The sequence below is a fragment of the Nostoc sp. UHCC 0870 genome, from assembly GCF_022063185.1.
Lineage (GTDB): Bacteria > Cyanobacteriota > Cyanobacteriia > Cyanobacteriales > Nostocaceae > Trichormus.
Window position 1 is genome coordinate 1550165 of record NZ_CP091913.1, and the last position, 14204, is coordinate 1564368.

Sequence of the window (14204 nt, forward strand, 5' to 3'; positions counted from 1 at the left end):
TAACCTGCGATTTTACTAGCTTGCCGTTGTTAATTCATACACTTGATTAGGTAATGAATTTAGCTTTTGTATAACTATTCTTTCACTAATTGCTTTAACAACGGGAACTACTATTGTATTTCCCAATAAATCAAACGATTTATTAATAGGCAAATTTATCTGATAATCTTCAGGAAATCCAAATAATCTTAATCCTTCTCTAATAGTTAAACATCTTAATCCTTGACCATCAACTACTGCCAATTTCTGCATATCAGTAGCCACTAAAGTTGGGGCAATATCATAAGGATTAAGAATTTCGTTAAGAGGAAAACTAAGTTTACCAACAACAATATTATATCCTTTTTGTAAATCAATTCTATATTTTCTTTTTTTAACTTGTTTACCATCTTTATTTAGCACTTCCTGAATATCTTTAGGATGTTCATACTTTAAATAACCTTTAGTAACTAAATCATCTAACATCGCTTTTAAATTTTTATTATTATAAAAAGTTGCAATTTCATCGAAGCTTAATGGTATGCCATCCATCCAATGAATGCCTTTTTCAGCAGACCATTTTTTTCTTCTTCTTTGTTTAAGCAATAAATTTAATAATTCTTTTTGTTGGGAAGTAACTTTTCCTTTTAATTCTAAATCCCAACTATGAATATTATCTTCTCCTCCTCTTTTATCTTTAATTGATTTACCATAAAGTGAATCAAGAGAATATTGCATTAATAACTTTTTAACAAAATCTGTTTGTAAGGTGGGATATCCTGTTTCTAAAATATCCAATAAAATAGACTGTTCATTATTAACAAAATCTAAAGAAATTGGAATATTTTTTGAGCCAACTATATAAATTCTTTTTCTATCTTGAGGAATTCCAAAATTTTTAGCATTTAAAACTTTCCAGGTTAATGTATAACCTAAATTCTCTAATTTTTTTAAAATAGTTGCTAAAGTTCTACCATGATCATGCTTGACTAAACCTTCAACATTTTCTAATAAAAAACCAAAAGGTGATTTATCTTTTAAAATGCGTTCGATTTCAAAAAATAAAGTTCCTCTAGTATCTAAAAACCCTTGTTTTGTTCCAGCACTACTAAAAGGTTGACAAGGAAACCCAGCTAATAGAATATCAAAGTCAGGAATTTGATGGCTATATATCTCAGTAATATCACCCCAGAGGTTATTTCCAGAAAAGTTTTCATGGTATACTCTAACTGCTGTAGGCTTAATTTCTGAAGTGAAAACACACTCACTTTGAATCCCCAAGGTTTTACAGGCTTGTTCTAAGCCCAATCGCATACCTCCAATACCTGCAAATAAATCAATAAACTTAATAGTAGTAGACATTAGCAATTAATTGTTATTGGTATAAAGTAAATAATATATTATCACAATATATTACTCAATGAATTGAACCAGTATGCAAAGACTGTGCTTCCATTAAGTGATATGTCGCATCACGAGCAATTTATAAAGTTTCACCTAATGTTTGTCCTTGAGTCAATAAACCTTAAAGCTGATCAGATGTTGTTAAATACCTTCTGTTAGTCTTTATATGTGAATATTAATTACTCTTTATGTTGGTGTGTGTAAGTATAACTTATCAGGAAATCAATTAACATTATATCGCTGTTTTCAACAAATTTATCGCACTGTTGAAAATAACAAAAGTAGCTGTTTTTATACAGCTACTTTATGACAAGTATTAAACTACCACCTGTATTTAATCCAGTCGTAAATCTCTAAGTATTCTTCTCCTGGCTGATTCCATGAGTAGTCATACTTCATACCCTGAATCGCTAGTTTTTGAAACTCTTCAGGGGACTGATACCACAAATCAATTGCCCGATTCATGGCTGATTCTAAAGCCTGGTTATCTGTCTGATAAAACACATAACCATTGCGTTTTTCTGGTGGGAGATTTTGGTCGTAGTCTCGGTCAAATACTGTATTTACCAGTCCGCCGACACCGCGCACGATGGGGACAGTACCATACTTCAAACCAATCATCTGGGTTAAACCACAGGGTTCATAATTGCTGGGGACAACAATCATATCTGCCCCTGCATAAATGAGGTGAGATAGTTCTTCATTAAAGCCCAGTTCTAAATGTACATCTGGGTTATTATTCAAAAATTCTTTTTCATGGCGGAAATGAGCGTTGATTCCTGCTTCTGTTGCAGAACCTAGTAATACAAATTGTGCTTCTTTATTCAAAGCATGATAAATTGCATGGTGGACAAGATGGACACCTTTTTGATGATCTAATCTCCCAATGTAAGCGATGATTGGTTTATCAGAAGGGCGGAGCAATAGTTGCTCACGCAAAGCTTTTTTGTTATATAGTTTTTGTTCAAAATCGTCTTCGTTATAGTTGTGGGGTATGTAACGGTCAATTTCTGGATTCCAAAAATCGTAATCAATACCGTTCAGCAGCCCTTTAAATTTCTCTCGGTGCAAATGCAAAGTATGACCTAAACCACAGCCAACTTCTGTATGTTGAGCTTCTAAGGCGTGGTTAGGCGAAACTGTGGTGACTGCATTTGAGTAAACAATTCCCCCTTTCATATAGTTCAAAGCAAAGGGGTTAAAGTCGTCTTGCAACTTGTCGGATTGGAAGTAATAAGACTCTCGATTTAAACCTGTAGCCCAGAGAGTTTTGACACCACCAATTCCTTGATGCTTAAAATTGTGGATGGTGTAGCAAACCCGTTGATGATCCATGCCATGATATTTGTAAATCTCATAGAGCATGACGGGAACTAAGCCTGTTTGCCAATCATGGCAATGGATGATGTCAGGACGCTTATTGCTTTGATGGAGAAATTCTAACGCTGCTTTGCTGAAGAAGGCAAAGCGCATATCGTCATCATCACAACCGTAATAGCAACCGCGATTGAAGAAGTTATCTTCAGAGTGGGGTTCAATGAAGAAACAGACTCGCCCATGTACCCAACCACAATACACGGTGCAGTGAATAGCCCCACCATACCAAGGCACAGACAAGTTTAAGTAAGCCTCATGTAGCCCCCAAATATGGTCGTAGCGCATACAATCATACTTGGGTAAAATCAGTTCGACGCAATTGCCCCGAATGTCTAATTCCCGACTCAAACCGTAAACGACATCCCCTAAGCCTCCTGCTTTAATTACAGGAGCGCATTCCGAGGCAATCTGTACGATGTACATCCGTAGTCCTCGCTTTACAAAAATTTATCTTACTATACATCTCAGTATATGCAAGATGTACTCATTGACAAGCGAGTGTTTGAATGATAGACGCTCATATTTACCGGAAAAGGGGATTTAGCTGACGGATGTTCAAGATTTCTTGACTTATTGAGGGTAGTAATTTAAACGCGGAGGGGCGCGGAGGTACGCGGGGAGAGTCAGTACAATTCGCAATTCGCAATTCGCAATTCGCAATTAATGCCCACGGATAAATCCGGGGGATTGAACCAAGCAAAGTTTAAAATGTTTCTATCCATAAATAAATTTAGGGGCTTGTACCATCAAGGAATAATTGGTCAATTAGAGTTTATCTTTTGCTCCTAGCATTTGTAGTATTTTTTCTGCGTTATCTAGGTCACCAACTAGACGGCGAATTGGGTGAGGCCAAACTTTGACTAGGGTTGGGGTGGCGGATACTTGATCGATTTCTGCTTGTTCTGGATTAGTTAAGACATCAATCACTTTCATTGTGTAAGGATATCCGAGCGATCGCTCTAATTGTTCATGTAAATTCTTGAGAATACGTTCTGTGTTGGCACTGTGTCCGGCGACGAACAAACGCAGAACATAGGTTTTAATTGCGGCTTTTTGTACTGCCCTAGCTGGCGGATAATATCTTGGGACTGGTTCTGAAAGGTCTAAATTGATAATTAAGTCGTGGTCTTCCCAGAGTTGGGGAAATGCAGCGCGATAAGTGGACAATACCATGCGATCGCACAACCCATCTTGCCAAGGTGCAGGCTGCCAAACTAAGTCACCTGTATCAAAAATCGCATTTAGTACAGCCTGATGTTTCATTACGACGGGGTAAGCTTCCGCAAAAGTTTTCACCTGCTGCGTTTGCGGATCTAACCAGTGGTCTATTGTGGCTGTATAACAAGGAACTAGAAAGTGGGGCGGTTCTGGTAAGTCGAGAATTTCCTGTAAAGCAGTACACAAATGCGAATGCCATCGACCTTGCTTGTTCGAGTCGATGCAGTAAATTAAATCTCCTCCCGGTGTAAATAGGGCAATTCCCTTAAATAACTGAGGTTGAAATAGTGTATCTGTAGTCAATGTCGTTAGTTCTGGGGACTGGGGACTGGGGATTGGGGATTGGGGATTGGGGCATTGGGGTAAAATTTCCTTCTTATAAACCCCTACACCCTTATACCCTTACACCCCTACACCCCTACTCTCTTAGACTCTTCCTCGAAGGAATTGAGCCATTTCGTTAGGTGTTGGTGACATTTCTAAGGCTGTTTCTTCAGTGATGCGACCGTCTTGATAGAGGTTGAGCAATGACTGATTCATAGTAATCATACCGTCAAAACCAGCTTGCTTCATCAATTCGCTAATCTCATCATACTTACCATCTTTGACCCATTCTTTGACTGCTTCTGTGTTAATCAGGACATCGTGGAAAGCTGCCCGCTTACCGTCGGTTGTCCGACACAAGCCTTGGGCAATAACTGCCACTAAAGATTCCGCCAGTGCTACTCGCATGGCATCTTGCTCTTCACCAGAATAGAGGTTCAAAATCCGTTCAATAGTTTTTACTGCACTATTGGTGTGTAGTGTTCCCATTACCAAGTGACCAGTCTGAGCCGCTTTTAAGGCTGTATTGACTGTTTCTTTGTCCCGCATTTCACCCACCAGAATCAAATCTGGATCTTCCCGCAAGGCTGCTTTTAAAGCATTGTCGAATTTCCGGGTGTGCATTCCTACTTCCCGTTGCTTAATTAAAGACTTACGGCTTTGATGGACAAATTCCACAGGGTCTTCAATGGTGATAATGTGTTTGGGCATTTCCCGATTAATGTAATCAATCATCGCTGCCATTGTTGTCGATTTACCAGAACCAGTTGGGCCAGTCACCAAAATTAAGCCTTTGTGATAGTGGCAAATATCCCGAAATATGGGAGGTAATCTCAACTGATCAATAGATAAGATTTTTAAAGGAATCAACCGCAGTACCATTGCATAGCCTTTGAGAGAGTCAAAGACGTTAATCCGTACACGGGCAAATTCATATTGAGTAGCACCATCAAATTCCAAGTGTTCTTGAAATCTTTGAATTTCTGGCTCACTCATAATCTCCCGTAACCAACTCATAAAAGTCGGTTTGTCTGTTTCGGGATAATCCGTTGGGCTAATTTCTCCTCGGCTGCGGAAGCGAGGTACTTCACCTACACCCAAGTGAATATCAGAATACCCATTATCAAAAGCTTCTTTAATCATCTCCCCTAAAGTTAGCCCCGAACTAGTAGCACTAGCCGCAGGCATTGGTGGCGGTGTTCCAGGACGATGAGCCGCCGCAGGTGCAGAACTTGGGGGTGGTGGTAGAGGTTGTCCAGCACTTCTATTAACTGATGACATATCCAAAGTTTGTGTATGTTGGCGTTGCGTCATCACGCTTGGTGGTGGCGGCGGTAGTGGCGGTGCTGGTGGCACATTCCGCGCAACAACAGGATTGGGATTCGATGGGTGCTGTGATTCTGTCATATATCTTTAAACTCTTGCGATTTAACTATTCAATGAGCAAAAAAATTGGCTGAAACCGTCTAAAGCCTCCAAGCAAGCCAATTTTAGGTGTCTGATTAGTTGGAAGCTTTTCGTAATATTTCGTTACATTTTGTTTATTATCTTTGTATAACTTATGACGTTAATTTATAAAAGAAAGAATTGTAACCTCCTATATACACTGGTTTATCCTAAGAGTTTGCTGAAAAACCTCAGTAAATATATTGTTAACCTAAAGTATTTTTTTACTCAAATATTTCTATTGAGCTAGGGTTATGAGTCTTAAATGAGAAGATTTTGTCTATGGCGACTATAAGTAGCTAGCAATTAACAGCCAAATCATCTGTAGATAATTTGTTGAGCGACCGGAGAGAATTATGAGAAGCATCGTCATTTTGTATAAGAAATGTTAAGCAAAATCTAACTCAAAAGTTGGAAACAAACTTTTTGGTCAAATGACTTTTGTCCTCTATTCCTGAAGACGGATATCGAAAGCTAGATTTATGGTGAAATGTGAACTTAACTTTACATTCATAGTTGTAAAAAATTAATTGTAAAGTTTAATAAATAAACGCTCATTTTCTCAGACTACTTTTATATACTGAAACTTCATTGAATCATTCAGTTGCTTGCCAAAAGCGAGATATTACTGAAAATAAATTTTGCTGTGTACTTAGGAGGAAACGTCATGGTTTTAGCTCAGAGTTCTAATCTCGAAAAGACCTACTCCTTGTTGATGATTAAAAGTTTTTTGATCTGGACTTTTACATTGGCAGTATGCTTGTTGGTTGTCGGATTTCCATTAGTTGTGTTAATGGCTACGGTCGGATGTTTGTTGTCAATTGTGCTGCAATCTGTAATGCCTGTTAGCGCAGTGTTACTTGTTGCGGGCGGCTTGATTATGTTGAATGTGATGGCAGTTTTGATTGCTGCTGGTGTGCTGACCTTTAAGGGTGTACATCCCAAAGAAGTTCAATGGTTAAGCTGGTTACACGGAGGAGAAGCAGAGCAGATGCAGACAACTGTATATGCGGCTTGCCCACTAACTTGCGATGTCAAAGTATAGTCATCCTGAAAAATTCGACAAAAAGCATCTGCCCGGTTCAGCCGGGTTTTTTCATGTTTGGGGAATTAGGGGTGTAGGGGTGTAGGGGTGTAGGGGTGTAGGGGTGTAGGGGTGTAGGGGTGTAGGGGTGTAGGGGAAAGAGAGACAAGATAGAGAAACTGTTATCTAATGACTATTGACTAATGACTAATGACTAATGACTATTAACTAATGACTATTGACTAATAACTATTGACTAATGACTAATCAAAAATCTATTTACATTATTTTGGGAACACGTCCAGAGGCGATTAAGCTAGCTCCGGTGATTCAGGTTTTCCAGAAATCGCCTGACTTTGATTTGCAGGTAATTTTAACTGGACAGCATCGGGAGATGGTTGAGCAAGTGATGCAGTTGTTCAACTTGAAGGCAGATTATGATTTAGAGATTATGCAGCCTCAACAGTCTCTGAGTGATATCACTTGCCGCAGTTTGCGAGGTTTAGAAAAGTTATTCCTGGAAAATAAGCCAGATTTAGTCATAGTACAAGGTGACACGACTACGGCTTTTGCCGCAACTTTAGCAGCGTTTTATCAAAAAATACCTGTTGGTCATGTCGAAGCAGGCTTAAGAACTGATGATTTATTTAATCCTTACCCAGAGGAAGCTAATCGGCGGTTAATTTCGCAACTCACCCAGTTACACTTTGCGCCGACTGCGTTGGCTGTGGAAAACTTAGAACGTTCTGGGGTTTTGGGTGAAATTCATTTGACGGGGAATACAGTTATTGATGCGCTGTTAAATGTGGCTGCAACTCAACCGGCTTGTAATGTGCCTGGTTTAGATTGGAGTTCCTACCGTACTTTGCTGGCTACTGTGCATCGTCGTGAGAATTGGGGAGAACCATTGCAAGCGATCGCCCAAGGTTTTTTACAAATCTTAAATAAGTTTCCCGATACGGCTTTGCTGTTACCCTTACACCGCAACCCCACTGTGAGAGAACCTTTGCAAGCATTGCTGGGGAATCATCCGCGAGTGTTTTTAACAGAACCTCTAGATTATGGGGAATTAGTAGGAGCAATTGGGCGATCGCATTTTCTGCTCACTGACTCCGGTGGTTTGCAAGAAGAAGCACCCAGTCTAGGAAAACCAGTCTTAGTTCTCAGAGACACCACAGAAAGACCGGAAGCTGTGGCTGCGGGTACAGCGAAACTAGTAGGGACTGCTAGTGAAACTATTGCAGCTGCTGCGGATGAGTTACTGAGTAACCGCGTAGCTTATGAAACGATGGCTAACGCAATTAATCCCTTTGGGGATGGTCATGCAGCAGAATATATCTTACAAATTGTCAAAAGATACTTTGGGGAATAGGAACTGGGGACTGGGGACTGGGGACTGGGGACTGGGGATTGGATAGTTTAGAGGGAGCAGGAGGCAGAAGTTATTCAATTTTGGTTTTTGACTTTTTCTTGCCCCATGCTATGCTTTTATCTATCCTCTCAATAAAGCACTGCGAGTTTGAGGGCCGACTACGCCATCTACACGCAAGTCGTTATTGGCTTGAAACTCCCTGACTCGTCGAGCAGTGACAGGGCCGTAATAACCAGTGGGTTCAATTCCTAGAACTTTCTGAACTTCTGATACAGCCTGACCTTTAGAGCCAAGACTCAGAGTTACAGGGCCGCCAGTGGGTGTAGTCGGTCTAGTAGGTGTTGAGGCGGTTCTAAATAAAGCACTGCGAGTTTCAGCTCCAACTACGCCATCTACACGCAATCTATTATTGGCTTGAAACTCTCTGACTCGCCGAGCAGTCACAGGCCCGTAATAACCTGTAGCGTTAATCCCTAGAACTTTCTGCACTTCTGATACAGCTTGACCTCTAGAGCCAAGACTCAGAGTTACACGACCACCAACACCGGCATTATTCATCGGTTTGGTCGGACGAGTAGCAGTAGACATATTACCCACCCATCTCGCGGATACATATCTATTCGTAGATAGGCGAGCAAAACCATTTACTGTTCCAGTGGTTGCGATTTTAGTACCGTTAGGCAAACAATCTACAACCTTAGAATTGGGGTTGGGATCTACACGCACATTAAGACAAGTGCCGTTAGTTCTGACATAAGCTCCTAAAGCTGCTGGAGCTTGAGTAATAGCTGACAAAAATACCATGCAGCCAGCTAAGGATAACCAAGCCGAAGATTTCAAGAGTTTCTGCCAATTTAAATCAAATTTGGGAAACTCATAGTCAATATATTCTGCTTGACCATTTGCCTCTTCGTTGGCAATAACCATAGAGGAATAAGCTAGATATTCCATTGGTGAACACCTTATATTTGGTAAAGATTAAAAGCTTACAGACAATATTTAGTTTTTGTATTTTTAACTACTCTACATCATAAAGCTTTTTATTGTTGGGATGGTTAAAAAATCAGAAAATTTATAAAAATCTTTGCAGAAATAATTCGCGATCGCGCTATTAAGTTGGTCGCCTATCATGGGATTCTTTATGGCAGGAACTCGGCACAATCAAATTTTTTAAGACTAATCAAAATGAGACAAAAGTCAGAAAATCTTAATTTCTCTCATCACAAAAAACTATTGTTTTCATTTCTTAGAAGTAAAAAAAACATCAGTACGAATCTGATTACCATTACGCCAAACTTCTACTTTGTCTGGACTGACTAAATAAGAGAAACTACCGTTATCTGCTTGATATTGATTTTGACCAATGTTCCAAGCTGGTATCTTGACTGACTCGTTAGTCTCTTGTTTTAACTGACCAATATAAAATAACTGACTGTTTTCTTGGCAGACTTTGACGAATGTATTCTTGGTTTCACCTTCTAAGACTGTCACACCATTACATTTTGTATCTGTCACAGGCGCAAGAGTCACGGTAATTGGTATGGCTTGGGAAGGTGAAACTGCTTGTGCTACTGGCGGTTTGGCAGTTGGTTGAGGTTTATTAACTTGATAGCCGCCAGCCGCAACGGGAGAAATTTGTGGTGAGGGAATGTTGCTAGCGATGGAAGATCCTAATAAACGCTGAGGATCAGCAGCAACTCGACCATTAGGATAAATTTCAAAATGTAGATGAGGTGCGGTACTATTTCCAGTAGATCCCATCTCAGCAATAATTTGGCCTTGTTTAACCTGTTGACCTTTGCTGACTAATAAACGACGGTTATGACCATACACTGTTACACTACCGTTATGGTGTTTAATTTCTATAGCATTGCCTAATCCCCATTCATCCCAACCTGATTTCACTACTGTTCCCGCCGCCGCCGCCACAATTGGCGTTCCAGATGCCGCAGCAATGTCGATGCCTTCATGTCGATACTTGCGGAAGCCTTGAGAAATATATCCTTTCGTTGGCCAAATTAAGTTAGCAATAGTCAGAGGTGTTTGTTGAATTGCGACTTGAGTGAAGGCGGTGGTATTAGTAATGAGTACGGTGCTTAATGCGATTAATGCCGTCAAGCCATAAGTACAGGCTTGCAAGATAATATTTTTTCTCACAAGTGTTAATCCTTGCAAATATAGTCTAGATAGTTTGTATATATTCGTTTGTTCAAGATAACACTGGAAATATCAGGATAAAATCCGTAAAATTTATTACTTTTATGGATGCTGCATATTACATAGACGGATATTCTGATGAGAAAGTGTCAGGGAAAGATAATTTGTGCAAGAATAGCAAAAAATTCTCATGGGATTGGGGATTGGGTATTGGGGATTGGGTATTGGGTATTGGGGAAATGGCAATAGCAGTAGAGACGCTGCAATGCAACGTCTCTACTGGATTGTGGTATTTCGCGTCTTTACTATCCCCTGTCACCTGTCCCCTGTCACCTGTCCCCTAAATTATTGATTAGTTAATATCAATTTTGATTCTAGATTCTCTGCTTCAGGTTCTGGCAAGCCGTACATTGACCTGTAGAGACGGTCATATTCCTTGCCAGATTTGTACCAACTGAAGTCTTGATTCATGCCGCGTTTTTGTAGTTCTTGCCATTGGGGTTTATATCGGAAACCTTCCCAGGCGCGAATCATGCAGGTGAATAGATCGAGTGGTTCATAGCGGTCAAAGCAATAGCCTGTACCAGCTTCATTCATGGGGTCATGGTGGGATACGGTGTCAACTAGTCCCCCCGTGCGGCGAACGATGGGGACGCTACCGTAGCGCAAAGCCATCATTTGGCTGATACCGCAGGGTTCAAAACGGCTAGGCATTAAGAAGGCATCTGTACCGGCGTAAATGCGTCGGGAGAGAGGATCGTTATATAACAGGTAAGTTGCCATGCGTCCGGGATAGCGCGAGGCTAATTGCCACATTTGGGTTTCGTAGTAGCGATCGCCTGTTCCCAACAAAACGAACTGAGCATCAGTATAGGCCATGAAGCGGTCTAACATTTGGATGACTAAATCCAAGCCTTTTTGTTCAACTAACCGCGTTACCATGCCAATCAAAAAGGCATTTTTGTTAACTTCTAAGCCTACTTCTTCTTGTAAAGCTATTTTGTTGGCTTTGCGTTTGTCTAAGGTGTCAGTAGTGAAGGTTTGAGTTATATATTTATCTGTAGCTGGGTCGTATACTTCCGTGTCTATACCGTTAACAATCCCAGATAATTTACTACTGATAAAGGACAGTAAACCTTCTACCTTTTCACCGTAAGCCGGGGTTTTGATTTGTTCGGCGTAGGTGGGAGAGACTGTATTTACTCTGTCAGCAAATTGGACTGCTGCGGCTAAGGTGTTGTGTCCTTGCATATACCAAGGACACCAAGTAATTTTGTCTAAATACCAACGCCAAGGGCCTTGATATGCCAAGTTATGAATTGTAAAGACTGTAGTGATATCTGGAGACTGGTTCATCCACACAGGAATCATCCCTGTATGCCAATCGTGACAGTGGATAATGTCTGGTTTCCAGTAATTCCAGCAAAATTCAGCCGCACCATTGGCAAACAAGGTAAACCGCCAGTCTTCATCATCGCCACCATAAATGCGGCGGGTATTGAAGGCAGGATGTCCAAATAAGTACAAGGGAACATCAGTACCAGGCAGAATCGCTTCGTGAACTGTAAAATCTTGGAACATGGCGTATCCCCGCCAAATTGGATCTTTGGGAATCTCCATTTTGTCTGGGAGAAAGCCGTAGTGAGGCAAGAAGATTCGGACATCATGCCCCATTTTTCTCAAGATTTTTGGTAAGGCCCCGACAACATCACCCATTCCGCCAACTTTTGCAATGGGTGCTGCTTCTGCTGCTACAAATAGAATCCGCATGGTAGTTTTTATTTCCCCGGTTCTTAAGATTTTTAGTTAAGTAATTACCAATTACTCATTGATCTAAACACATCTCGGAGCATCATCGTTTAAGAACCACGTTGAATCTCTGCAAAGATGACCTCTAAAATCTCTTGCGCTCCCTGTTGACGCAAAAGTGTTGCCAGTTCTATACCTAGAGCTTCGGCATCACTTGCAGCACCACTAACAGTATCATTAACTAGGTTTTGACCGTCTATGCTGGCTACTACACCTGTGAGTGTTAAATTATCACCATTTATTTCTGTATTTACCCCAATTGGTACTTGACAACCGCCTTCTAAACTCCGCAAGAAAGAGCGTTCTGCTAAACAGCGATCGCGGGTTTCGGGGTGTTCAATTGCTTTCAGTAGTGAGATTAATTCAGTATCATCAGCACGGCATTCTATCCCCAATGCACCTTGGCCGACAGCGTGCAGCGATACTTCTTTAGGGAGGACTTGGTGAACGCGATCGCCCATTCCCAAACGCTGCAACCCAGCAGCCGCTAAAATTAAACCATCATATTCGCCTGCGTCAAGTTTAGCTAGGCGTGTATTCAAATTTCCCCGCACATCTTTAAATGTCAGGTGAGGGAATTTGTTGCGTAATTGCGCTAAACGTCGCAAAGACGATGTACCAATGACTGCACCGACTGGGAGGGTATCAATTTGCTTATCTTTAAATTTTTCATGCACAACTAGCGCATCGGCGGGATTTTCTCGTTCTGTAATCGCTGCTAGTGTTAAACCTTCTGGTAAGTTAGTCGGTAAATCCTTGAGGGAATGCACAGCAAAATCAATCTCTTGATTGATCATTCCCACTTCCAATTCTTTAGTAAATAGTCCTTTATCGCCAATTTTGGCTAATGCTACATCCAGGATGTTATCGCCTTGGGTAGACATTGTATGGACTTCAAAAGCAATGTCAGGATAGCTTTTTTGCAGTTGCTCTCTTACCCAATATGTCTGAACTAGCGCAAGTTGACTTTTACGTGAACCAATACGAATTGTGCGTTTAGCGGTCGAAATAACTGAAGTCATAAAAAAATATGTCAAACCAGGCGATCATTTCACTCTCATCTAGACTACCGCAGTGGGTGACTTACAAGATGGCGATCGCCTGATTTTAGTTAAGTTTATTTTGATTTTTAGTTACATTTTTTAACAATAGTCCAAAAATTGGTTTCTGGAAAAGTTTAAAGCTTAAACATTTGATTATTGCTTGATAAATGTGGTTATGTTTGTGTTGAGAATGGTGAAAAAATTAGGGCTTAAAGCTATCACTAAACTCCAAATTGGATGATATTCACTTTCTTGATTCAGCTATTGCCATTACTTCTCTCTCAAGATAGAACTATATGCTTCTATCGCTGATATTCTTTATTGATAAAAATTTCTATATTAAGTTTTGTAAAGATTACTGAAAAACCCGTCCAAAGGCAGATGCCTTCATTAGAATTTAAACTGTGTCAAGTTATAAATAAGATTGGATAGCGACACTAGTCATTCCGGGAAAATTGCGGTTAACTTGACGTAGTAATAAATCGCGTCCTGACTTCCGTGGCTAGTGAGATTTCCTATTATATCTTCTTCAGGACGGCATTTTCCCGATTCAGTAATTTTGACGCTGTATATATTCATCAGAAAGGTGAATACCCTCATTAACACAGAGGCACAACCATGAAGGTATTTGATAATACCACAAAAAAGATTTTTCTTGCAAGCTGGGTTTGGATAAATCAACAAGAAGTAACAAAAACTCACCCCCAGCCGTTGCAAAACCCTACTTCTCCAGGCGGATGGGATCTTTTCCAACCCCTACGCCGATGGTTAGACAGTATTAAAATTAGCGATCGCCAATTCGCTCATCGCTTGTGTCAACTGATCCCTGCTCAATGTCCCTTTGAACGCGATATTAATTTATTTGGCAAAACGCTGTTTCACATTCCGCCATTATGCAAGCTCAATCCTTTGTATGAAGAAGTGGTGAGTTTGCGCTTTCGAGCCATGTGCTATCTAGCAGATGAGTGCGGTGAGGATGTAACGCAGTATTGTTAGTGCTGAGTGCTGTTAGCGGTAGCGCGGCGTTTAGCCGGTGCTGAGTTGTGAGTTA

At 40.6% G+C, this 14204-nt stretch carries 11 protein-coding genes; 3 read left to right on the forward strand and 8 right to left on the reverse strand.

Features of this window, described 5'->3' with window-relative positions; genetic code table 11:
• Positions 1 to 15: 15 nt before the first annotated feature.
• The 4 genes from dcm to L6494_RS06950 form a co-directional block, all read right to left on the reverse strand.
• A complete protein-coding gene (gene dcm / locus L6494_RS06935) occupies positions 16 to 1341 on the reverse strand; it encodes a DNA (cytosine-5-)-methyltransferase (RefSeq protein ID WP_237992976.1) in 1326 nt (441 codons plus the stop codon).
• A gap of 363 nt (positions 1342 to 1704) precedes the next feature.
• The gene (gene glgA, locus L6494_RS06940; protein WP_237992979.1) at positions 1705 to 3183 is read right to left on the reverse strand and encodes a glycogen synthase GlgA; all 1479 of its coding nucleotides are present in this window, start codon (positions 3181 to 3183) and stop codon (positions 1705 to 1707) included.
• Between the two features lie 342 nt (positions 3184 to 3525).
• Entirely contained in the window at positions 3526 to 4281 is a 756-nt protein-coding gene (locus L6494_RS06945) for a circadian clock KaiB family protein (RefSeq protein WP_237992981.1), read from the reverse strand.
• 123 nt (positions 4282 to 4404) lie between these two features.
• On the reverse strand, positions 4405 to 5709 hold the full coding sequence (locus tag L6494_RS06950) for a type IV pilus twitching motility protein PilT (protein WP_237992983.1): 1305 nt from the start codon (positions 5707 to 5709) through the stop codon (positions 4405 to 4407).
• A gap of 706 nt (positions 5710 to 6415) precedes the next feature.
• Here L6494_RS06950 and L6494_RS06955 point away from each other — a divergent pair.
• Both L6494_RS06955 and wecB read left to right on the forward strand, forming a co-directional pair.
• The gene (locus L6494_RS06955) at positions 6416 to 6793 is read left to right on the forward strand and encodes a hypothetical protein (RefSeq protein WP_237992985.1); all 378 of its coding nucleotides are present in this window, start codon (positions 6416 to 6418) and stop codon (positions 6791 to 6793) included.
• A 238-nt stretch (positions 6794 to 7031) separates the two neighbouring features.
• A complete protein-coding gene (wecB, locus tag L6494_RS06960) occupies positions 7032 to 8144 on the forward strand; it encodes a non-hydrolyzing UDP-N-acetylglucosamine 2-epimerase (RefSeq protein WP_237992987.1) in 1113 nt (370 codons plus the stop codon).
• 120 nt (positions 8145 to 8264) lie between these two features.
• On the opposite strand, the gene L6494_RS06965 is transcribed toward wecB, so the two are convergent.
• From L6494_RS06965 to hemC, 4 genes are all read right to left on the reverse strand, one after another.
• Positions 8265 to 9095, reverse strand: coding sequence for a peptidoglycan-binding protein (locus L6494_RS06965; RefSeq protein WP_237992996.1), 831 nt, complete (start codon positions 9093 to 9095; stop codon positions 8265 to 8267).
• A gap of 288 nt (positions 9096 to 9383) precedes the next feature.
• Positions 9384 to 10301 carry a M23 family metallopeptidase gene (locus L6494_RS06970; protein WP_237992998.1) on the reverse strand — a complete coding sequence of 306 codons (918 nt, stop codon included), beginning with the start codon at positions 10299 to 10301 and terminating at the stop codon, positions 9384 to 9386.
• A gap of 345 nt (positions 10302 to 10646) precedes the next feature.
• The gene (gene glgA / locus L6494_RS06975; protein WP_237993000.1) at positions 10647 to 12071 is read right to left on the reverse strand and encodes a glycogen synthase GlgA; all 1425 of its coding nucleotides are present in this window, start codon (positions 12069 to 12071) and stop codon (positions 10647 to 10649) included.
• A gap of 89 nt (positions 12072 to 12160) precedes the next feature.
• Positions 12161 to 13132, reverse strand: coding sequence for a hydroxymethylbilane synthase (gene hemC, locus L6494_RS06980; protein WP_237993009.1), 972 nt, complete (start codon positions 13130 to 13132; stop codon positions 12161 to 12163).
• A gap of 639 nt (positions 13133 to 13771) precedes the next feature.
• Here hemC and L6494_RS06985 point away from each other — a divergent pair.
• Entirely contained in the window at positions 13772 to 14149 is a 378-nt protein-coding gene (locus L6494_RS06985; protein WP_237993011.1) for a Mo-dependent nitrogenase C-terminal domain-containing protein, read from the forward strand.
• Positions 14150 to 14204: the final 55 nt, after the last annotated feature.